General features: G+C 72.9%; 20 protein-coding genes. 10 read left to right on the top strand and 10 right to left on the bottom strand.

Translation table 11 applies throughout. The annotated features are described in order from the left end of the window. Nucleotides 1–86: 86 nt before the first annotated feature. The 3 genes from ACFY93_RS32425 (at nt 87) to ACFY93_RS32435 (ending at nt 1,414) form a co-directional block, all read left to right on the top strand. The gene (locus ACFY93_RS32425) at nt 87–464 is read left to right on the top strand and encodes a helix-turn-helix domain-containing protein (RefSeq protein ID WP_391365489.1); all 378 of its coding nucleotides are present in this window, start codon (nt 87–89) and stop codon (nt 462–464) included. A gap of 240 nt (nt 465–704) precedes the next feature. Next, on the top strand, nt 705–1,175 hold the full coding sequence (locus tag ACFY93_RS32430; protein WP_391365519.1) for a ferritin-like domain-containing protein: 471 nt from the start codon (nt 705–707) through the stop codon (nt 1,173–1,175). Nucleotides 1,176–1,204: 29 nt separating this feature from the next. Next, nucleotides 1,205–1,414 carry a hypothetical protein gene (locus ACFY93_RS32435; protein ID WP_391365490.1) on the top strand — a complete coding sequence of 70 codons (210 nt, stop codon included), beginning with the start codon at nt 1,205–1,207 and terminating at the stop codon, nt 1,412–1,414. Here the strand turns inward: ACFY93_RS32435 and ACFY93_RS32440 are convergent. Continuing rightward, a complete protein-coding gene (locus tag ACFY93_RS32440; RefSeq protein WP_391365491.1) occupies nt 1,393–2,235 on the bottom strand; it encodes a DNA-formamidopyrimidine glycosylase family protein in 843 nt (280 codons plus the stop codon). The genes ACFY93_RS32435 and ACFY93_RS32440 overlap by 22 nt on opposite strands. A 70-nt stretch (nt 2,236–2,305) precedes the next feature. Further along, nucleotides 2,306–7,186: an ATP-dependent helicase gene (locus ACFY93_RS32445; protein WP_391365492.1), complete on the bottom strand. Its 4,881-nt coding sequence runs from the start codon at nt 7,184–7,186 to the stop codon at nt 2,306–2,308. 171 nt (nt 7,187–7,357) lie between these two features. On the opposite strand from ACFY93_RS32445, the gene ACFY93_RS32450 reads away from it, so the two are divergent. From ACFY93_RS32450 to ACFY93_RS32460, 3 genes are read left to right on the top strand one after another with little or no spacing between them, the layout of a single operon-like run. Beyond that, nucleotides 7,358–8,347, top strand: coding sequence for an AraC family ligand binding domain-containing protein (locus tag ACFY93_RS32450; RefSeq protein ID WP_391365493.1), 990 nt, complete (start codon nt 7,358–7,360; stop codon nt 8,345–8,347). After that, nucleotides 8,248–8,967 (top strand): AzlC family ABC transporter permease, encoded by a 720-nt coding sequence (locus tag ACFY93_RS32455; RefSeq protein ID WP_391365520.1) that lies wholly within the window; start codon nt 8,248–8,250, stop codon nt 8,965–8,967. Before ACFY93_RS32450 ends, ACFY93_RS32455 begins: the two co-directional genes overlap by 100 nt. Further along, nucleotides 8,964–9,272, top strand: coding sequence for an AzlD domain-containing protein (locus ACFY93_RS32460; RefSeq protein ID WP_391365494.1), 309 nt, complete (start codon nt 8,964–8,966; stop codon nt 9,270–9,272). Before ACFY93_RS32455 ends, ACFY93_RS32460 begins: the two co-directional genes overlap by 4 nt. A gap of 43 nt (nt 9,273–9,315) precedes the next feature. On the opposite strand, the gene ACFY93_RS32465 is transcribed toward ACFY93_RS32460, so the two are convergent. Further along, complete coding sequence (locus ACFY93_RS32465; protein ID WP_391365496.1) at nt 9,316–10,257, bottom strand: hypothetical protein; 942 nt, start codon at nt 10,255–10,257, stop codon at nt 9,316–9,318. Nucleotides 10,258–10,336: 79 nt separating this feature from the next. On the opposite strand from ACFY93_RS32465, the gene ACFY93_RS32470 reads away from it, so the two are divergent. Together ACFY93_RS32470 and ACFY93_RS32475 are read left to right on the top strand one after the other, a co-directional pair. Further along, complete coding sequence (locus tag ACFY93_RS32470) at nt 10,337–10,531, top strand: DUF3046 domain-containing protein (protein WP_391365497.1); 195 nt, start codon at nt 10,337–10,339, stop codon at nt 10,529–10,531. A 207-nt stretch (nt 10,532–10,738) separates the two neighbouring features. Then, entirely contained in the window at nt 10,739–12,043 is a 1,305-nt protein-coding gene (locus ACFY93_RS32475) for an AI-2E family transporter (protein WP_391365498.1), read from the top strand. 83 nt (nt 12,044–12,126) lie between these two features. On the opposite strand, the gene ACFY93_RS32480 is transcribed toward ACFY93_RS32475, so the two are convergent. Further along, nucleotides 12,127–12,951, bottom strand: coding sequence for a hypothetical protein (locus tag ACFY93_RS32480; protein WP_391365499.1), 825 nt, complete (start codon nt 12,949–12,951; stop codon nt 12,127–12,129). A gap of 365 nt (nt 12,952–13,316) precedes the next feature. Here ACFY93_RS32480 and recA point away from each other — a divergent pair, with 365 nt between their 5' ends. Both recA and recX read left to right on the top strand, forming a co-directional pair. Next, a complete protein-coding gene (recA, locus tag ACFY93_RS32485) occupies nt 13,317–14,441 on the top strand; it encodes a recombinase RecA (protein WP_391365500.1) in 1,125 nt (374 codons plus the stop codon). A gap of 3 nt (nt 14,442–14,444) precedes the next feature. Further along, nucleotides 14,445–15,179 carry a recombination regulator RecX gene (gene recX, locus ACFY93_RS32490; protein ID WP_391365501.1) on the top strand — a complete coding sequence of 245 codons (735 nt, stop codon included), beginning with the start codon at nt 14,445–14,447 and terminating at the stop codon, nt 15,177–15,179. Between the two features lie 73 nt (nt 15,180–15,252). Here the strand turns inward: recX and ACFY93_RS32495 are convergent, their stop codons facing one another. From ACFY93_RS32495 to ACFY93_RS32520, 6 genes are all read right to left on the bottom strand, one after another. Further along, nucleotides 15,253–15,666, bottom strand: coding sequence for a rhodanese-like domain-containing protein (locus ACFY93_RS32495; protein WP_391365502.1), 414 nt, complete (start codon nt 15,664–15,666; stop codon nt 15,253–15,255). Further along, the gene (locus tag ACFY93_RS32500) at nt 15,663–16,190 is read right to left on the bottom strand and encodes a cysteine dioxygenase (protein WP_391365503.1); all 528 of its coding nucleotides are present in this window, start codon (nt 16,188–16,190) and stop codon (nt 15,663–15,665) included. The genes ACFY93_RS32495 and ACFY93_RS32500 overlap by 4 nt, the downstream gene beginning before the upstream one ends. A 75-nt stretch (nt 16,191–16,265) precedes the next feature. Further along, nucleotides 16,266–16,487 carry a putative leader peptide gene (locus tag ACFY93_RS32505; RefSeq protein ID WP_391365504.1) on the bottom strand — a complete coding sequence of 74 codons (222 nt, stop codon included), beginning with the start codon at nt 16,485–16,487 and terminating at the stop codon, nt 16,266–16,268. Between the two features lie 85 nt (nt 16,488–16,572). Continuing rightward, nucleotides 16,573–18,237 (bottom strand): FAD-dependent monooxygenase, encoded by a 1,665-nt coding sequence (locus ACFY93_RS32510; protein ID WP_391365505.1) that lies wholly within the window; start codon nt 18,235–18,237, stop codon nt 16,573–16,575. A gap of 203 nt (nt 18,238–18,440) precedes the next feature. After that, nucleotides 18,441–19,340 (bottom strand): ABC transporter permease subunit, encoded by a 900-nt coding sequence (locus tag ACFY93_RS32515; protein WP_391365506.1) that lies wholly within the window; start codon nt 19,338–19,340, stop codon nt 18,441–18,443. Next, complete coding sequence (locus ACFY93_RS32520; protein WP_391365507.1) at nt 19,337–20,002, bottom strand: ABC transporter permease subunit; 666 nt, start codon at nt 20,000–20,002, stop codon at nt 19,337–19,339. Before ACFY93_RS32520 ends, ACFY93_RS32515 begins: the two co-directional genes overlap by 4 nt. Between the last annotated feature and the right edge of the window lie 22 nt (nt 20,003–20,024).

Consider the following 20,024-nt stretch of genomic DNA (forward strand, 5'->3'; position numbering starts at 1 on the left):
GACATCGCTCCCCGCACGGCCGCGGCGCGAGGCGGTACGGTGGGGCGTGAAGGATGCGGCTACGCGGTCCGAGGAGGGAGCCACCGATGATTCTGCTCCGTCGCCTGCTGGGTGACGTGCTGCGTCGGCAGCGCCAGCGCCAGGGCCGTACTCTGCGCGAAGTCTCCTCGTCCGCCCGAGTTTCGCTCGGCTATCTCTCCGAGGTGGAGCGGGGGCAGAAGGAGGCGTCCTCCGAACTGCTCTCCGCGATCTGCGACGCGCTGGACGTACGGATGTCCGAGCTCATGCGAGAGGTGAGCGACGAGCTCGCGCTCGCGGAGCTGGCCCAGTCGGCAGCGGCCACCGATTCGGTGCCCGCTCCGGTGCGCCGCCCGATGCTCAATTCCGTATCGGTGACCGGTGTGCCACCGGAACGGGTCACGATCAAGGCACCTGCCGAGGCGGTGGACGTCGTCGCCGCCTGATGGCCGGCGTATGACGCCGCGCGCAGCGGTGCAAGGCATGTGAAGCCCCGGTCGGGGTCCCCGGAACACGGGGACCCCGACCGGGGCTTCTTTTTCCCCTGCGCCCGCCGCGCCCGCTGCGGGCGTGTGGACCGCGGCCTGCCGCTCTCACCCCGTGCCCGATTTGCGTCTCATGTGGTGAATGTCATGGTGGATGGCATCGCCTGTCGCAGACCTCGCCGCCAGACCTGGGAGAACCGGATGTCCGTCGTGAAGAGCCCGCTGCCCGACGCCGACCTGAAGATCGTGTCCGGGGCGCTCCAGGGCGCGCTGGTCGACCTGGTCGACCTCTCCCTCGTCGCCAAGCAGATCCACTGGAACGTGGTCGGGCCGCGCTTCCGCTCCGTCCATCTCCAGCTCGACGACGTGGTGGCCTCCGCCCGTCAGCACTCGGACACCGTGGCGGAGCGCGCCTCCACCCTGGGTGTCTCGCCCGACGGGCGGGCCGCGACCGTGGCCGGCAGCAGCGGCATCGCCCCCGCCGCCGAGGGCTGGGTCAGGGACACCGAGGCGGTGGGCACCCTGGTGGACGCCCTCGGCGCGGTGATCGCGCGGATGCGGGAGCGGGTGAACGCCACGGGCGACGCGGACCCGGTGAGCCAGGACATCTTCATCCAGATCACGGCCGACCTGGAGAAGCACCACTGGATGTTCCAGGCGGAGAACGGCTGACCGGGGGCCGGACGCGGGACGGGGCGGGCGTGACGGCGCCGGCACGGCGCTGGGCGGCCGTGGGGCTGGGCGCGCTGTGGTGGTGCGTCGTGCTCCGGCTCGTACTGGCGCCGGGCGCCGGAGTGCTCGAAGGGGCGGTCGTGGCCGGGGGATGGGGGCTGGGCCTGCTGCCGGTGCACTGCGCGCCGAGGACGCGGGGTGAGCGGGCGGCCCGGTGTCAGGCGCCCGTACGCCGCTGAGCGGACCGCGCCCGGCGACCGCGCGGAGCGGGAGCCGGGCCCGGCTGACAGGTGGGGCACCAGTAGGTGGGCCGTTCCCGGGAGCCGTCGCCCTGGTCGGCCACGAGGATCGACGTGCCGCAGCGCAGACAGGGCCGGGGCGCACGTCCGTACACGAAGAGGTTCTGGTCGCGCAGGCCCGTGGTGATACGCGTCGGGCGGTCGCGGTTGGCTTCGAGGAGCCTTTTGGCGAGAGCGGGCAGCTGAGCCGCGCGGTCGGCGGGGAGTGCGCCGACGGGCAGCCAGGGGGTGACGCCGAGCAGGAAGCACAGCTCGCTCTTGTACACGTTGCCGATGCCGGCCAGGTTGCGCTGGTCCAGCAGCGCCTCACCGAGAGGACGGGCGGCGTCGCCCAGGAGGTTCTCCAGGGCCTTGCCGGGGTCCCAGTCGGGGCCGAGGAGGTCGGGGCCGAGGTGGCCCACGGCGCGCTGCTCGTCGGCGGTGCGGAGCAGCTCCAGTACGGGGAGGCGGTAGCCGACGGCGGTGAGGTCGTGGGTGCCGAGGACGGCGCGGATCTGGAAGGCGGGGCCGCCGCTCCAGCGCTGCCCGTTCGCGAACACCTTCCACGAGCCGTCCATCCGCAGGTGCGAGTGGAGGGTCAGCCCGCCTTCGACGCGGGTGAGGAGGTGCTTGCCGCGCGGTGTGACGTCGAGGACGCCGCGGCCGGTGAGGTCGGCGGTCGCGAACTTCGGGACCCGGAGGTCGGAACGCGTCAGCACCTTGCCCGCGAGGGCGGCGTGCAGGCGCGCGGCGGCCTGATGGACGGTGTCTCCTTCGGGCATGGATCCAGGGTGGCACGGGTCGGGGCGGATGGGGCGGTGGTCGGTTCGGCCGGGCCGGCCCGGATCCGTCTCAGGCGCGCAGTCGCAGCCCGCGCGGCGTCGCGATGAAGCCGGCTCCTTCCAGCAGGGTGCCGACCGGGGAGGTCAGGGCCGAGGCGCCGTTGACGCGCTCGACCGTGACCGTGCCCAGGGAGCCCGCGCGGGCGGCGGCGGACAGGGCTTCGGCGGCCGTGCGCAGCCGCGGATCCTGTGTGGCCGCGCTGTCGGGGTCGGAGGGCCAGGCCAGCAGGGTCTTGCCGCCCCGCTCCATGTAGAGGGTCAGTTCGCCGTCGACGAGCACGACCAGGGAGCCCGCCTTGCGGCCCGGTTTGTGTCCCGCGCCCGTCGGCGGCTCGGGCCAGGACAGCGCGGCGCCGTAGGCGTTGGCGGGGTCGGCGGCGGCCAGGACCACGCCCTGGGCGTCACTGCCGGGCCGGGGCCGCGCGCCCTCGCCGGGGAACGCGCCCGCGAAGTCCCACCCGCCGGTCGTGCGGGTGGCGAGGTCCGGCCCGCCGACGGCGTCGTCGGCGAAGCCGTGGTCGGGCACCGGGTCGAAGGGGCCGGCCGCCGTGCCGTTCGAGAACGGGTCGCCGGGGGCGGCGCCCGGCACCGGGGCTCCGTGCGGCAGGCCGTTTCGGAGGTCGGGCCCGGGGAGCGCCGCGCCCCGCTCGCGGGCGTTCGCCGCGGCCCGCAGGCGGTCGACCGCTCCGTCCATCGCGAACTGGGCGGCGCCGAGCCCCTCCACCACGTAACCGCGGCGGGCCTGACCGCTGTCCTCGAAGGCGGCCAGGACGCGGTAGACCGCTGAGAAGCCGCCCTCCACGCCCTCGGCGGACACGGCGCCCCGGGTGACCACGCCGTGCCGGTCGAGCAGGGTCCGGGCCAGGGCGTGCGCGCGCACGGTGGGGTCGGACTCGAGGCCGGGCAGCAGGGACCAGCGGCCCGCGACGGTCGGCGGCCCCGTACGCGAGGCGGTGCGCGCCGCGGCGGTGAGGGAGCCGTACCGCCCCCGGGGGACGGACCGCTTCGCGCGGTGGGCGGTGGAACCGGCGGTGCGGCCGGAGCCCAGGAGGGAACGCATCGGGGCGAGGGTGTCGTTCGTGAGCCGTCCCGACCAGGCCAGGTCCCAGAGCGCGTCGGCCAGTTGGGGGTCGGTGGCGTCGGGGTGCGTGGTGGCGCGGATCTGGTCGGCGATCTGCCGGAAGAAGAGCCCGTACCCCCCGGCGAGGGCGTCCAGGACCGACTGGTGGAGCGCGGTCAGCTCCAGGGGATGCGGGGCGGGCAGGAGCAGCGGGGCCGCGTCCGCCAGATAGAGGGAGACCCAGCCGTCCTTGCCGGGCAGCGCGCCCGCACCGGCCCACACCACTTCCCCGGCGGCGGTGAGCTCGTCCAGCATCGCGGGGGCGTAACCGGTGACCCGGGACGGCAGGACCAGCTTCTCCAGCGCGGACGCGGGCACCGAGGCACCCTGCAACTGCTCGATGGCGCGGACCAGTCCGTCGACACCGCGCAGGCCGTGCCCGCTGCCGATGTGCTGCCACTGGGGCAGGAACTGCGCGAGCGCGGCGGGCGGCACCGGCTCCAGCTCGTGCCGCAGCGCCGCGAGCGAACGGCGCCGCAGTCTGCGCAGCACCGTCGCGTCGCACCACTCCTGGCCGATGCCCGCGGGGTGGAACTCCCCCTGGACGACGCGGCCGCTCGCCGCGAGCCGTTGCAGCGCGCCGTCCGTGACGGCGATCCCGAGGCCGAAACGGGCCGCGGCCGCCGTCGAGGTGAACGGGCCGTGGGTACGCGCGAACCGGGCGAGGAGGTCACCGAGGGGGTCCTTGACCGGCTCGGTGAAGGCCTCCGGGACACCGACGGGCAGGGCGGTCCCGAGGGCGTCGCGCAGCCGGCCGGCGTCCTCGATCGCCGCCCAGTGCTCCTGCCCGGCGATCCGGACGCGGATGGCGCGGCGGGCCGTGGCCAGGTCCGCGGCCCACTCGGGTGCGGCGCCGCGCGAGGCCAACTCGGCCTGCGTGAGGGGCCCGAGCAGACGCAGGAGGTCCGCGACGCCCTCGGCGTCCTTGGCGCGGCGGTCCTCGGTGAGCCACTGGAGCTCCTGCTCCAGTTCGGCCAGCACGTCGGCGTCGAGCAGTTCGCGCAGCTCCGCCTGGCCGAGGAGCTCGGCCAGCAGATGCGAGTCCAGCGACAGCGCGGCGGCGCGCCGCTCGGCGAGGGGCGAGTCGCCCTCGTAGAGGAACTGGGCGACGTAACCGAACAGCAGGGAGCGGGCGAAGGGTGAGGGTTCGGGTGTGGTGACCTCGACGAGGCGGACCTTGCGGGACTCGATGTCGCCCATCAGCTCGGTGAGACCCGGGACGTCGAAGACGTCCTGGAGACATTCGCGGACCGCTTCCAGGACGATCGGGAAGGAGCCGAACTCGCTGGCCACCTGGAGCAGTTGCGCGGCGCGCTGGCGCTGCTGCCACAGGGGTGTGCGCTTGCCGGGGCTGCGGCGGGGCAGGAGCAGCGCGCGGGCGGCGCACTCCCGGAAGCGCGAGGCGAACAGGGCCGAGCCGCCGACCTGGTCGGTGACGACCTGGTCCACCTCGCCCTTATCGAAGGCGACGTCCGCCGCCCCGATGGGCGCCTTGTCGGGATCGGCCGCCTGGAACGCCCCGGTGTCCAGGGGCTCCTGGTCGAGGAGGTCGAGGCCCATCAGGTCGGCGTCGGGCAGCCGCAGCACGATGCCGTCGTCGGCGTGCATGACCTGCGCGTCCATGCCGTAGCGCTCGGAGAGCCGGGCGCCGAGCGCCAGCGCCCAGGGCGCGTGCACCTGCGCGCCGAAGGGGGAGTGCACGACGACCCGCCAGTCGCCCAGCTCGTCACGGAACCGCTCGACGACGATCGTGCGGTCGTCCGGGATGTGCCCGCAGGCCTCGCGCTGTTCGGCGAGGTAGGACAGGACGTTGCCGGCGGCCCACGCGTCCAGGCCGGCGGACGACAGCCTGCCGAGGGCGTCCTCCCTGGCCATCGAGCCGACCTCGCGCAGGAACGCGCCGACCGCGCGGCCCAGTTCGAGCGGGCGGCCCAGCTGGTCGCCCTTCCAGAACGGCAGCCTGCCCGGGACGCCGGGCGCGGGGGAGACCAGGACCCGGTCGCGTGTGATGTCCTCGATCCGCCACGAGCTGGTGCCCAGCGTGAAGACGTCGCCGACGCGGGACTCGTAGACCATCTCCTCGTCGAGCTCCCCGACCCTGCCGCCGCCCTTCTTGGGGTCGGCCCCCGCGAGGAAGACCCCGAACAGCCCGCGATCGGGGATGGTGCCCCCGGAGGTCACGGCGAGCCGCTGCGCGCCGGGCCGCCCGGTGACCGTACCGGCGACGCGGTCCCACACGACGCGCGGCCTGAGCTCCGCGAAGGCGTCCGACGGATAGCGGCCGGCGAGCATGTCGAGCACGGCCGTGAACGCCGACTCCGGGAGCGAGGCGAAGGGCGCGGCCCTCCGGACCGTGGTGAGCAGGTCGTCGACCTGCCAGGTGTCGAGCGCCGTCATCGCGACGAGCTGCTGGGCGAGGACGTCCAGCGGGTTGGCGGGGACCCGGAGCGACTCGATCGACCCGGTGCGCATCCGCTCGGTGACCACCGCCGCCTGGACGAGGTCACCCCGGTACTTGGGGAACACGACGCCCGTCGAGACGGCGCCCACCTGGTGGCCCGCGCGCCCCACGCGCTGCAGCCCGGAGGCCACGGAGGGCGGCGACTCCACCTGGACGACGAGGTCCACCGCGCCCATGTCGATGCCCAGTTCGAGGCTGGAGGTGGCGACCACGGCGGGCAGGCGGCCCGCCTTAAGGTCCTCCTCGACCAGGGCGCGCTGCTCCTTCGACACCGAGCCGTGGTGGGCACGGGCGATGACGGAGGGGGCGCCCTGCGCGGCGCCCGAGCCGCCCATCAGCTGAGCGGGCGCGTGCGCCTCCTCCAGGGGCTCGCCGGTCGCCCGCTCGTGGGCGATCTCGTTGAGCCTGTTGCACAGCCGCTCCGCGAGACGGCGCGAGTTGGCGAAGACGATGGTGGAGCGGTGGGCCTGGACGAGGTCGGTGATCCGCTCCTCGACGTGCGGCCAGATCGAGGGCTTCTCCGCGCCGTCGGCGGCATCGGCGGCCGGGTAGGCGCCGAGCTCGCCCAGATCCTCGACCGGCACGACCACGGTGAGGTCGAACTCCTTGCCCGACGGCGGCTGGACGATCTCCACCTTGCGGCGCGGCGACAGATAGCGGGCGATCTCGTCCACCGGGCGCACCGTCGCGGACAGGCCGATGCGCCGCGCGGGCCTGGGCAGCAGCTCGTCCAGCCGCTCCAGGGTGAGCGCGAGGTGCGCGCCGCGCTTGGTGCCCGCGACCGCGTGCACCTCGTCGAGGATCACCGTCTCGATGCCGGTCAGCGCGTCGCGCGTGGCCGACGTCAGCATGAGGAACAGCGACTCCGGGGTCGTGATCAGGATGTCCGGGGGGCGGGTGGCCAGGGCGCGGCGCTCGGCGGCCGGGGTGTCACCGGAGCGGATGCCGACCTTCACCTCGGGCTCGGGCAGACCGAGGCGCACCGCCTCGTGCCGGATGCCGGTCAGAGGGCTGCGCAGGTTGCGCTCCACGTCGACCGCGAGGGCCTTGAGCGGCGACACGTACAGCACCCGGCAGCGCTTCCTCGGGTCGGCCGGCGGCGGGGTGGAGGCCAGCTGGTCGAGCGCCGCGAGGAAGGCGGCCAGCGTCTTGCCGGAACCGGTCGGCGCGACGACCAGCACGTCCGAACCCTCGCCGATGGCACGCCACGCACCGGCCTGGGCCGCCGTGGGCGCGGAGAACGCCCCCGTGAACCAGCCGCGGGTCGCGGGGGAGAAGCCGTCGAGGGCCCGGTGGGCGGAGCTGACCATGCGTCCATCCTGCACCCGGCCACTGACAACACCCCGGACCCGCACGCCGGACCCGCATCCCGGGCTGCGTGAACGCCGGGGCGGCGGGCCGCGGGGCGGGCCGACGGCGGCCGCGGGTCAGGGCGGCTGCGGCCCACGGAGCGGATCCGCCCGTGGCGCAGAATGGAGGACATGGCGGGTTCCGGTGAGCGGGCACGGCACTGGCAGTACGCGGAACTGCCCGGTGTCGACCTGCTGCGCGCCCGCTACGTCGAGAAGAAATTCGTACGGCACACCCACGAGAACTTCGTCATCGCCGCGATCGCCGACGGCGTGGAGGTCTTCCACCACGGCGGCGCCGACCAGTACGCGGGTCCCGGAACCCTGGCGCTGGTCAACCCGGACACCCCGCACACAGGGCGTGCGGGCGTCCCCGAGGGCTGGCGGTACGGCGCGGTCTACCCGACGCCCGGCCTGGTCGCCGAGATAGCCGCCGAGACCACCGGCATCCGCGGCACCCCCGGATTCACCAGCCCGGTGCTCGACGATCCGTACGCGGTGGGCCTCGTCCACCAGGTGCTCCGAGCCGCCGACGAGGGCAACGGACTGGCCGCCGACACCCTGCTGCGGGTCGCGGTGACCCGCCTGCTGAGACTGAACGGCGGGCCGCTGCCCCAGCGCCCCGTGCACACGGCGGGAGCCAAGGTGGCGGCACGCGCGCGTGCCGTGCTGGAGGAGCGGATGGCCGAGCCGCCCACGCTGGAGCGGCTCGCCGCCGACCTCGGCACCGGCCCCTTCGCCCTGCTGCGTGCCTTCCGTGACGCCTACGGGATGCCGCCCCACACCTGGCTGACCGACGCCCGGGTGCGCCGGGCGCGGGCCCTCCTGGACGCCGGCACCCCACCGTCCCGGGCCGCCGTCGCCGTCGGCTTCACCGACCAGCCCCACCTCAACCGCCACTTCGCCCGCATCGTCGGCGTGCCACCGGGCGCCTACCAGCGGGAGCGCAAGAACGTACAAGACGACGGGGCCGGGCCTCTCGTACCGTCGGGGACGTGGCACAAGAGACAGCACGCGCGGCCCTGGACACCGAAGGCCGCCCAAAACCCGACTCGGCCGTCGTCCGGGACGCCCTCGGAGTCGGGGTGGCCGTCGGGCTCTCCGGTTTCGCCTTCGGAGTGACCTCGGCGGGCAGTGGCCTCACACTGCTCCAGACCTGCGCGCTGAGCCTCCTGGTGTTCACCGGCGCCTCCCAGTTCGCGCTGGTGGGCGCGCTCGCGGCCGGGGGCAACCCGTTCACCGCGGCCGCCGGAGCCTTCTTCCTGGGGGTGCGCAACGCGTTCTACGGACTCCGCCTGTCGCAGTTGCTCGCCCTCCCGCGCGCGGTGCGCCCGTTCGCCGCGCAGTGGGTCATCGACGAGACCACGGCCGTCGCGCTCGCCCAGCCCACCCGCCGCGCCACCCGTCTCGGCTTCACCGTCACCGGGCTCACCCTGTACGTGCTGTGGAACATCACCACGCTGCTGGGCGCGGCCGGCGCCGAGGCCATCGGCGACACCGACGCCTGGGGCCTGGACGCGGCCGGCCCCGCCGTCTTCCTCGCCCTGCTCGCGCCGATGCTGAGGACCACCACCGAACGCGCGGTGGCGGGCGCCGCCGTCGTCCTGGGACTCGGCCTGCTGCCGGTCCTGCCCGCGGGCGTACCCGTGCTGGTGGCCGCGCTGGCGGCGCCGGCCGTCCTGTACGTGGAGGGCCGGCGCCGTGCCGGGACCGGCCAGGACGCACCGGGGGAGGACCGATGAACGTCTGGATCGCGATCGGCGTGACCGCGGTCGGCTGCTACGCCGTCAAGCTCATCGGACTGCTCGTCCCCGCGGGCGCCCTGGAGAGGCCGGTCGTCAGACGTCTCGCGGCCCTGCTGCCGGTGGCCCTGCTCGCCGCGCTCACGGCCCAGCAGACCTTCGCCGACGGGTACCGGCTGGTCGTCGACGCGAAGGCCGCGGGACTCGCCGCGGCCGCTGTCGCCCTCCTGCTGCGGGCTCCGTTCCTCGTCGTCGTCGGGGCGGCCGTCGTGGTGACGGCGGGGGCGCGCGCCGCGACGGGCTGACCTCCGGGAGGGACGGCACCCACACCACCGGCGCGTCCCGGCGTCAGCCGACGGACCGCCCGTACGACCGCAGGGTGCGCAGCGCCTCGATGGTCACGATCGGGCGGCACTCCAGGGCGGTGCCCGGCGCCCACGGACGCCAGCGGATCGGCCAGCCGCCGTCCTCCCGCTGCTCGGCCGCGAGGAAGTCCAGCGAACGCGACATCTCCTCGTCCGTGAACCACGCGCGCGCGAGCGAGTCGGGAGTGCGGGCGTAGTCGTAGGGGAAGTGGTGCTCGCCCGGCGCGTATCCGGGCGCGACCGGGCACGCGTCCTGACGCCCGGGATCCAGAACGGCGAGCCCGTGTTCGCGCACCATCCGGCCCAGCCGGTCGGCCGCGGCCTCCGCGCGTGGACGGTCGGGGGCGGAGTCCAGGAAGGCCACGGCGGCCTCGATCTCGTACGGGTGGGACTTCTCCAGGGAGTCGACCGCCTGCCAGCAGAAGTCGGTGGCCCGGAACAGCCAGGCGTGCCACACCTCGTTGCGGTGCAGCATGCCCACCACGGGCCCGGTGGCGAGGAGTTCGCCGGGCGGATCGTCGACGACGGGAATGAAGGGGGCCGCCGGATAGCCGCGCTGGGCCGGAAGGATCGCCGGCAGGGCGCCCTGGGGGGTCGACACGGCGGTCAGCCAGCGGCACACGCGGTCCACGCGCTGTCCGCCGCAGCGCCCGATGGAGTCCAGGACGCGCAGCGCGTGCCCGGTGTGCAGCGGCTGGCTCACCGGGCCGCGCAGGTCGGGTTCGAGCGCGTGACCGTAGCCGTCGTCCGCGTTGCGGTAGGCGGCCAGCGCCGTCTCCACGGCGTCGGCGTCGCCGTCCAGGAAGTGGTGGGCGAAGCGGCGCTGCTCCAGCACGCGCGCGGTGAGCCACACGAAGTGCTCCGCGCGCGCGAGAGGCGTGCGGGACGTCGGGGCGGGTGGGGTTGCTGTTCCTGAGTCGGCCATGCGTCAGACCGTAGGGGGAAAGCGCCCTCCGCAGGTACGCCCGGCCAGGGCCCACCCCTCAGGGCGGGATACTGGGGTCATGCGGTTGACGGTTTTCTGGGAGCGGATGGCGGAGCACTTCGGTGCGGCGTACGCCGACACCTTCGCGCGCGATCATGTGATGACGGAGCTGGGCGGGCGCACGGTCCACCAGGCGCTGGAGGCCGGCTGGGAGGCCAAGGACGTGTGGCGCGTGGTCTGCACGTCCATGAACGTCCCTTACGAGAACCGCTGACCGGACCGGTTCGGGCGAGCGAGAACCGCTGAGCGGCCTTGTTCGGGAGAGCGAGGACTGGTTCGGGGGCGTGAAGCCCACTGACGGCCGATTCATGAGGCGTGAGGCAGCTCGGTGGGCCGCTTTGTGAGGCGCGCGGGCCGTTCCGCGGGCCGTTGCGCCGGACAGGCGTGACCGATTGTCGGCCGCGTGGGCGAGACTTGCACCGTGGCACCGACAGACGAGACGGCCCAGGCCGTCCAGCAGACACCTTCCTCCGGCACGACGCCGCCCACCCCGCCCCCGGCCGGGGACGCCGTCGGGCAGGGCGGCCGCATGCCGCGCTGGCTGCCGCGCGCCATGGTGCTCGCCCTCGCGCTCATCGCCGTCTTCCAGCTCGGCAGCTGGGCGTTCCACCAGCTCACCGGCCTGCTGATCAACATCCTCATCGCGTTCTTCCTGGCGCTCGCCATCGAGCCGGCGGTGAGCTGGATGGCCTCTCACGGCATACGCAGGGGGCTCGCCACCGCTCTCGTCTTCCTCGGGGCCACGGTCGTGGCGGCCGGGTTCGTGACGTTGCTCGGTTCCATGCTCGCCGGTCAGATCGTCAGAATGGTCGAGGGGTTCCCCGACTACCTCGACTCGGTCATCAACTGGATCAACACGACCTTCCACACCGAGCTGAGACGCGTGGACATCCAGGAGGGCCTGCTCCACTCCGACTGGCTCCGCAAATACGTGCAGAACAGCGCCACCGGCGTCCTGGACGTCTCCGCGCAGGTCCTGGGCGGGCTCTTCCAGATGCTGACGATCGCGCTGTTCTCGTTCTACTTCGCCGCCGACGGGCCCCGGCTGAGGCGTGCCCTGTGCTCCGTGCTGCCGCCCGCCCGGCAGGCCGAGGTGCTGCGCGCCTGGGAGATCGCCGTCAACAAGACCGGCGGCTATCTGTACTCGCGCGGTTTGATGGCCCTGATCTCCGGCGTCGCGCACTACGTCCTGCTCGCGCTGCTCGACGTGCCCTACGCGCCGGTGCTGGCCGTCTGGGTCGGCCTGGTCTCGCAGTTCATCCCCACCATCGGCACCTATCTCGCCGGCGCCCTGCCGATGCTGATCGCCTTCACCGTCAACCCCTGGTACGCGCTGTGGGTGCTGATCTTCGTCGTCATCTACCAGCAGTTCGAGAACTACGTGCTGCAGCCCAAGCTGACCTCCAAGACCGTGGACATCCATCCCGCGGTGGCCTTCGGGTCGGTCATCGCCGGCACCGCCCTCCTCGGTGCTCTCGGCGCCCTGATCGCCATCCCCGCGATCGCCACGCTGCAGGCCTTCCTCGGCGCGTACGTGAAGCGGTACGACGTCACGGACGACCCGCGGGTGCACGGGCACCGGGGCCGAGGCGCGGGCACGGTCGTGCGAGGGGTGCGGCGCCTGCGGCTGAGGCGGCGGGGGGAGCGCCCGGACTCGGAGCGCACGGACGCGGACACGCGTACGGACACGGGGCGGGGACCCGGCTCGGAGGACGGTTCCCCGTAGCGGCCGCTGGGACCGGCCCGGCGGGCGTCGGTGGATTCGGTCGGCGTCCTCGGATTCGGCTGGCGTCGGTGGGGTCCGCGGGTTCAATAGGTGAGGACCGCCGACACACCGGCGGCGGCGACCGCCGCCGCGTAGCAGCCGACCGCGAGCCCCACGATCCGTCGGCGGACCGCCTCGCTCCACGGCGTCCGGGACAGCAGCCAGGCCAGCGCGGGCAGCACCAGGACGGCGTGCAGGCTCACTCCGTGGAGCGGCTTGAGCGGCTCCGTCGAGTGGTACGCCATGCTCTGGTGACCGGTCCGTGTGAGGTACACGCCCCGGGCGATCATCGCGGCCCCCGAGAGCAGGGCCACGAGAAGGAGGGCGAAACCGGAGCGCACCGCGAGCGGCATCCCGGCGGGGCCCGAGGGCCGGTGCCGGAACGATACGAGCGCGAAGACGGTGAGCACGGCCACGAGCACACCGCCGCCGACCGCGAGGGTCATGGACACCGCGCTGTCGAACCCGGTCTCCATGTTGAGGTGCGAGGGCACCCGCCGCCACGCCTGGAGGGTGATCCCGCCGGCCTCCACCACGCAGTCGGCGGCGAACACGGCGAGCAGTGTCGTGCGCAGCCGGGGCGCCACCCGCAGATACGAGGTCACCCAGGTGATCGCCATCAGCGTCAGCCCGAAGGAGAGCCCGAACGTGACGGGCTTGCGCCAGGAGACGGGCCCGTACCAGGGGCCGCCGTCGACGGCGAACACCGTGAGGTGGAACAGACCCGACACGACGAGCGCGGCGCCGGTCGCGTGGCAGAGACGCTCGGCGAGGGAAGCGGCCGCAGCGGGCGCGGGGGCTGTCGAGGAGGCGATGGTGGCGGGGGCGACGGCGGGGTTCCGGGGCCGGGTTCCTGGACGGCTCTTCATGGGGCCAGCTTCCGGCCTTCCGGGGTACGCGGTCGTCGTACGGCCGGAGGCTTCCGTATTACGACGCGCGGAGTAGCGGCCCGGTGGCGGTGGGGCGGTCGGGGCGGTGGTGCCGCAGTGATCCGGTGGTGCCGCGGTGATCCGGTGACCGATGCGTTTCGTGCGGGGGGAGGCACGTGGCGCGCTTGACACCAAAATCGAACATCCATTCTTATGGAGATGCCGACAGGGCTCCCGACAGGGGTTTTCACGGTGAAGTGTCCCGAGTTATCCACAGGCAGGACGGCCGTCGGGGCGCATTGTCAGTGGCAGGCGTTAGCGTCTTTGACGTGAAGCGATCGACTCAAGCAAATCGGGTGGAACCCATGGCAGGAACCGACCGCGAGAAGGCGCTCGACGCCGCGCTCGCACAGATTGAACGGCAATTCGGCAAGGGCGCCGTCATGCGCCTGGGCGAGCGGCCGAACGAACCCATCGAGGTCATCCCCACCGGGTCCACCGCGCTCGACGTGGCGCTCGGCGTCGGCGGCCTGCCGCGCGGCCGTGTCGTGGAGGTGTACGGGCCGGAGTCCTCCGGTAAGACCACCCTGACGCTGCACGCTGTGGCGAACGCCCAGAAGGCGGGCGGTCAGGTGGCCTTCGTGGACGCCGAGCACGCCCTCGACCCCGAGTACGCGAAGAAGCTCGGCGTCGACATCGACAACCTGATCCTGTCCCAGCCGGACAACGGCGAGCAGGCCCTGGAGATCGTGGACATGCTGGTCCGCTCCGGTGCCCTCGACCTGATCGTCATCGACTCCGTCGCCGCCCTGGTGCCGCGCGCGGAGATCGAGGGCGAGATGGGCGACTCGCACGTGGGTCTCCAGGCGCGGCTGATGAGCCAGGCCCTCCGGAAGATCACCAGCGCGCTCAACCAGTCCAAGACCACGGCGATCTTCATCAACCAGCTGCGCGAGAAGATCGGTGTGATGTTCGGCTCCCCGGAGACAACGACCGGTGGCCGTGCGCTGAAGTTCTACGCCTCGGTGCGGCTCGACATCCGGCGTATCGAGACGCTGAAGGACGGTACGGACGCCGTGGGCAACCGCACCCGCGTCAAGGTCGTCAAGAACAAGGTCGCCCCGCCCTTCAAGCAGGCCGAGTTCGACATCCTCTACGGCCAGGGCATCAGCCGCGAGGGCGGCCTGATCGACATGGGCGTGGAGAACGGCTTCGTGCGCAAGGCCGGTGCCTGGTACACGTACGAGGGCGACCAGCTCGGCCAGGGCAAGGAGAACGCGCGCAACTTCCTCAAGGACAACCCCGACCTGGCCAACGAGATCGAGAAGAAGATCAAGGAGAAGCTGGGTGTCGGCGTGAAGCCGGAGGAGCCCTCCACCGAGCCGGGCGCGGACGCGGCGGTCCCGGGCACTGCGGACGCGGCCGCGAAGGCGGTGCCCGCGCCGGCGGCCAAGACCACCAAGTCCAAGGCCGCGGCGGCCAAGAGCTAGCCGGTGACACGGCGAACCGACTGGGCCGAGTACGCCGACCCCGTTCCCTCCGGGGGGAAGGGGCACGGGGGAGAGGGCGACTCGCGCCACAGCGGGGCTCCGGACGAGGCGATGCCGCACGACGGCGCGCGCGGCCGCCGCAGAGGCCGTGGCCGTCGCGGTTTCGGTGATCCGTCCGACGGCCCACAGGACCCAGGTCCCCCTTTCCCGTCGAGGGCCGGGAAGGGGGAGTCTCCGGGGGACCCGGGTGAGCGGGCGAGGGCGATATGCCTGCGCCTGCTCACCGGGACCCCGCGCACGCGCAAGCAGCTCGCGGACGCGTTGCGCAAGCGTGAGATCCCCGACGACGTGGCGGACGAGGTGCTGTCGCGGTTCGAGGAGGTCGGCCTCATCAACGACAGCGCCTTCGCGGAGGCCTGGGTGGAGTCCCGGCACCACGGCAGGGGCCTGGCCAGGAGGGCGCTCGCCCGGGAGCTGCGGACCAAGGGCGTGGACCCGACGCTGATCGACGAGGCCGTCGGACAGCTCGACTCGGAGCAGGAGGAGACGACCGCGCGCGAGCTCGTCGCGCGCAAGCTGCGCTCCACCCGGGGGCTGGACCGTGACAAGCGGATCAGGCGCCTCGCGGGCATGCTCGCCCGCAAGGGCTACTCCGAGGGCATGGCCCTCCGACTGGTGCGACAGGCGCTGGAGGAGGAGGGCGAGGACACCGACGACCTCGGGAGCGACCCGTTCTGACCGGCGGGCGGGCGCCCTCGCACGACCGGGGGCGTCAGGTCTTCGATCAGCTCTTCGACGTCATGCCGCCAGATCATGCCGGCGGTGCCGCTGCCACCGGGAGTCCGGCCGCCCTCCAGGCCTGGAAGCCGCCGACCAGATCCGTCGCACGGCGCAGCCCCAGTTGACGCAGGGACGCGGCCGCCAGACTGGACGCGTACCCCTCGTTGCAGATCATCACCACCCGCAGGTCGTGGCTGGTGGCCTCCGGGGCGCGGTGGCTGCCCCAGGGGTCGAGCCGCCACTCCAGTTCGTTGCGTTCGACGACGAGCGCGCCGGGGATCAGGCCGTCCTTGTCGCGCAGCTTCGCGTACCGGATGTCGACCAGGAGCGCCTCGCCCGCCCGCGCCGCGTCGTGCGCCTCCTCGGCCGTCACGCGGTCCAGGCCCTCACGTACCCGTTCCAGCAACTCGTCGATGCCCACCGGGCGTTCGGGGTGTGCGCTCACTGCCAGTCCTCCGGTCGTTCGACCTGCTCCAGCCGCAGCACCTGCCCGGTCCGGCTGTAGCGGCGGATGCGGGGCAGGGGCGGATAGTAGGCGTGGACGGAGACCGCGTACTCTTCGGTGGCCTCGTTGAGCACCTCGTGCACATGGTGAGGGCCGAAGGACCGCCCCTGGCCGGCCGTCAGCCGCCGTTCCCGGTCGACGCCTTCGCTGAGTTCGAGGGTCTTCCAGCCGTCGGAGGGCAGGCGGGCGGCGAGCGCGTTCTCCTTCAGCGCGCCCGACGCGGTGACGAACGCGCCGACCGAGTCGGCGTGGTCGTGCCAGCCCGTCCCGGTGCCGGGCGGCCAGCCGATCAGCCAGGCCTCGCTGGCTCCCGGGCCGTCGAGACGGACCCAGGTACGGCCCTCCGGGTCGAGCGGCAGGGAGGCGATCAGTGCGGAGTCGGCGGCCGTACGGCGCGCGAAGTCGAGCAGTTCGGCCTGCGTGGGCGAGTGGGCAGGCGCGGAGACAGAGGGTGACAGGGACACGGGTGACCGTCCTGGGCGTTCGCGTGGGCGCGCGGGCTCACGGAAGGGAGCCGCGCGAGGAAGAGGGGATGCGAATCAGCGGGACGGACGACACACGCAGCCCGCATAGCGGACCAGGTCCATATGGACCCTCCGCCACAGGCGCACACAGGTGTCGGTCACGATCCGGAGTGAACCACGACGGTTCCAGGGGGTCAACTCGACCTGGCCGTCGCGCAGACCGGACCATCGCGCAGGCCGGACCGTCTCACCGACTGATCCATCGCACGGACGGGGCCGTCTCACCGACTGATCCATCGCACGGACGGGGCCGTCTCACCGACCGTGCCGTCTCACCGGCCGGCCGGTCGCGCGGAAGCCGGAAGCCGGTGGCCGGCAGCGGCTAGCGACGTGCCGCGGTCTCCGCCCCCGCTCCCACGCCTGTCCGGCTCCCGCCGTCGCCACCGTCACCGCTCGCGGTCTCGTCCCCGCCCCCCGCCGGCCCGCCCAGCGTCGCCTCGGCCGCCGCGTACAGCGCCGCCGGGCGCACACCGCTGAGCGCGGTCACGAGGTGACCGTCCGGCCGTACGAGCAGGACGGTGTGCGGGGCCGCGCCCGGATAGCTCTCGGCGACCAGCAGTTCGGCGGGATGCGGCAGCGCGGTCACGGCGGCCGCGAGCCGGGGCATGATCCCGGCCGACACCCAGTGCTTGCGCTCCCACACCCCCGTGCCCGGCGCGATCAGCACCACCAGCAGAGCTCCGCGCCCCAGCCGCTCCCGGAGCCTGACGAAGGAGCCGTCCTCGGCGGTCACCCGTACATCGACGACCTGGGCGCCCGGAGCCGTGTCGACCTCGGCCTCCGTTCCGGCGAGCGGAGGCATCAGCGGCGAGTCGGCGTACGCCCCCGGCGCACCCACCGCGCCCTGCCCGAGGTGACCGTCCGTGAGCAGGGCGTCCTGACCCCGGCCCGCGCCGGGCAGGACGTACGAGCGCAGCCCTCCGCCGCCGCGCAGGAGCGGCAGTGCCTGGTCGGCGGCGCGCAACCGGGCGGCGACGATCGAGCGCCGCTCGGACTGGTAGCTGTCCAGCAGGGTGTCACGCGGCCCGTGATGCCAGCTCAGCGCCAGTTTCCAGGCGAGGTTGTCGGCGTCCCTCAGGCCCTCGTCCAGTCCCTGTGTGCCGAGCGCCCCGAGCAGGTGTGCGGCGTCCCCGGCGAGGAAGACCCGGCCGGACCGCCACCGGCGGGCGAGGCGGTGGTGGACGGCGTGGACTCCGGTGTCGAGCAACTCGTACGGGGGTGTGGAGCCGCCGCTCCAGCCCGCGAGGGTCTCCCGGATGTGGGCCACGAGCAGGTCGGGTGTGACGAGGTCCTTGCCCGGCGGCAGCAGCCAGTCCAGCCGCCACACGTCGTCGGCGAACGGGCGCGCGGTCACCTCGCCGGCCGAGGGCACCGATGTGCGCCACGGCGGCGTCCGGTGGTACAACGCCTCGCCGGACCACGGTAGTTCCGTGCGCAGCGTCGCCACGGCGTGCCGCTCGACGGCGGTGCGGCCGGGGAAACGGATGTCCTGCAGTTTGCGCACGGTGGAGCGCGGCCCGTCGCAGCCGACGAGGTAGCTGCCGCGCCACCAGGTGCCCGTGGGGCCGCGGGTGTGCGCGGTGACGCCCGAGGTCTCCTGCTCGATGGCGTCGAGTCGGCTGCCCACGGCGACCTCGACGAGCGGCTCCTCCGCGAGGGCCAGGCGCAGGGCCGCGGTCAGCACGTGCTGGGCGATGTGCAGCGGGGCCGCCGGGCCGTCGGGGCCGAACGTGATCTCGCGCGTCACCTGCTTGCGCCGCATCGACCGCCATCCGGCCCAGCGGAAGCCGGCCTCGGACAGCGGGGACCCGGTCAGCCGCTCCAGGAGCGCCGCGGTGTCCTCACGCAGCACCACCGTCCGCGCGAGCCTCTGCTCGTCCTTGCCCGGCCCTTCGTCGAGCAGCACGGAGGGCACGTCCTGACGCGCGAGCGCGAGGGCGAGCGTGAGCCCCACGGGCCCCGCTCCGACGATGATCACCGGGTCCACGGCGCGGCGCTCCCTGCCTGGAGCGGTGTACTGCTGACGAATGTTCGGGAACAGGCAGTCGGAGCGGGGTGCACGATCACAGAACGTATGCAACCTACTGCCGGTGCTTGCGTCAAGCGACGGAGGCAGTGGCGAACACGCCACTGCCTCCGTCGACGCACTTCTCGTCGGTCCCGCGAGCCGGCCACCGTGCCGGCAGGGTGTCAGGGTCCCTTGGTGACGTCCGTGTGCTCGCCGGGCGCCGAGAGCTCGTCGACCGCGTCGGCGCCCACGACCGCGCCGGTGGACTTCTTGCCGCGGCGCAGCCGTCCCTCCAGCCAGCTCGCGAACGAGGTGAGGGAGAAGTTCAGCGCGATGTAGATCAGGGCCACGACCGTGAAGCTGGCGATCGTGTTCGCGCCGTAGTACGCGCTCATCGAGCTGACCGACGCGAGCAGTTCGGAGAAGGTGAGCACCGCGCCGCCGAGTGCGGTGTCCTTCACGATCACGACGAGCTGGCTCACGATCGCCGGGAGCATCGCGGTGACCGCCTGCGGCAGCAGGATGAACCGCATGACCTGGTTCTTGCGCAGGCCGACCGCCATGGCGGCCTCGGACTGACCCTTGGGAAGCGACAGGATGCCGGCCCGGACGATCTCCGCGAGGACCGAGGAATTGTAGAGCACGAGTCCGGTGACGACGGCGTACAGCGGACGGTCGTCCGAACTGACGTTCGTGTACTCGGAGTACAGGGCGATACCGAAGATCATCAGGATCAGTACCGGAATGGCCCTGAAGAACTCGACCACGACACCCGCCGGAACCCGGATCCAGCGGTGGTCCGAGAGCCGGGCGATACCGAAGAGCGCGCCGAGCGGTAGCGCGATGACCATGGCGAGAGCCGCGGCCTTCAGCGTGTTCTGCAGACCCGGCAAGAGGTACGTGGTCCAGGCCTCCGACGTGACGAACGGCTTCCACTTCGCCCAGGCGAGCTGGTCCTTGTCGTTCAGCTCGTCGAACACCCACCACAGCACCGCGGCGACGGCGACCAGGAAGACGACCGAGTACAGGATGTTGCGCCGCTTGGCGCTCGGGCCCTGGGCGTCGTAGAGAACGGAGCTCATCGCTTCACCGCCACCTTCTTGCCCACCCAGCCCAGGATCAGGCCGGTCGGCAGCGTCAGACACACGAATCCGAAGGCGAAGACCGCGGAGATCAGCAGGAGCTGCGCCTCATTCTCGATCATGTCCTTCATCAGCGCGGCCGCCTCGGCGACGCCGATCGCGGCGGCCACCGTGGTGTTCTTCGTCAGCGCGATCAGTACGTTCGTCAGCGGGCCGACCACGGAGCGGAATGCCTGCGGGAGCACGATCAGCTTCAGGACCTGGGTGAAGTTGAGGCCGATGGCGCGCGCCGCCTCCGCCTGGCCCACGGGCACCGTGTTGATGCCGGACCGCAGTGCCTCGCAGACGAAGGCCGAGGTGTAGGCGATCAGACCCAGCACGGCGAGCCGGAAGTTGATGGCGTCGAACGTGCTGGCGCCGAGGGAGACACCCAGGGTCTGGTTCAGACCCAGCGACGCGAACAGGATGATCACGGTCAGCGGGATGTTTCGCACGATGTTCACGTAGGCGGTCCCGAAGCCGCGCATGAGAGGCACTGGGCCGACCCGCATGGCGGCCAGCAGGGTTCCCCAGACCAGGGAGCCGACGCCCGAGAAGACGGTGAGTTTCACCGTCACCCAGAACGCTCCCAGTAGGTCGTAACCTTCAAGAAAGTCGAACACGATCTCCCGCGCTTCCGCGTGT

Origin of the sequence: Streptomyces sp. NPDC008313, assembly GCF_042956125.1 — a bacterium.
Classification (GTDB): domain Bacteria; phylum Actinomycetota; class Actinomycetes; order Streptomycetales; family Streptomycetaceae; genus Streptomyces.

Excerpts from the sequence above, each read along its gene's own strand:
- ACFY93_RS32425 (WP_391365489.1), top strand. The coding sequence starts at position 87 with ATGATTCTGCTCCGTCGCCTGCTGGGTGACGTGCTGCGTCGGCAGCGC.
- ACFY93_RS32430 (WP_391365519.1), top strand. The coding sequence starts at position 705 with ATGTCCGTCGTGAAGAGCCCGCTGCCCGACGCCGACCTGAAGATCGTG.
- ACFY93_RS32440 (WP_391365491.1), bottom strand. The coding sequence starts at position 2,235 with ATGCCCGAAGGAGACACCGTCCATCAGGCCGCCGCGCGCCTGCACGCC.
- ACFY93_RS32445 (WP_391365492.1), bottom strand. The coding sequence starts at position 7,186 with ATGGTCAGCTCCGCCCACCGGGCCCTCGACGGCTTCTCCCCCGCGACC.
- ACFY93_RS32450 (WP_391365493.1), top strand. The coding sequence starts at position 7,358 with ATGGCGGGTTCCGGTGAGCGGGCACGGCACTGGCAGTACGCGGAACTG.
- ACFY93_RS32460 (WP_391365494.1), top strand. The coding sequence starts at position 8,964 with ATGAACGTCTGGATCGCGATCGGCGTGACCGCGGTCGGCTGCTACGCC.
- ACFY93_RS32465 (WP_391365496.1), bottom strand. The coding sequence starts at position 10,257 with ATGGCCGACTCAGGAACAGCAACCCCACCCGCCCCGACGTCCCGCACG.
- ACFY93_RS32470 (WP_391365497.1), top strand. The coding sequence starts at position 10,337 with ATGCGGTTGACGGTTTTCTGGGAGCGGATGGCGGAGCACTTCGGTGCG.
- ACFY93_RS32480 (WP_391365499.1), bottom strand. The coding sequence starts at position 12,951 with ATGAAGAGCCGTCCAGGAACCCGGCCCCGGAACCCCGCCGTCGCCCCC.
- recA (WP_391365500.1), top strand. The coding sequence starts at position 13,317 with ATGGCAGGAACCGACCGCGAGAAGGCGCTCGACGCCGCGCTCGCACAG.
- ACFY93_RS32505 (WP_391365504.1), bottom strand. The coding sequence starts at position 16,487 with ATGGATCAGTCGGTGAGACGGCCCCGTCCGTGCGATGGATCAGTCGGT.
- ACFY93_RS32515 (WP_391365506.1), bottom strand. The coding sequence starts at position 19,340 with ATGAGCTCCGTTCTCTACGACGCCCAGGGCCCGAGCGCCAAGCGGCGC.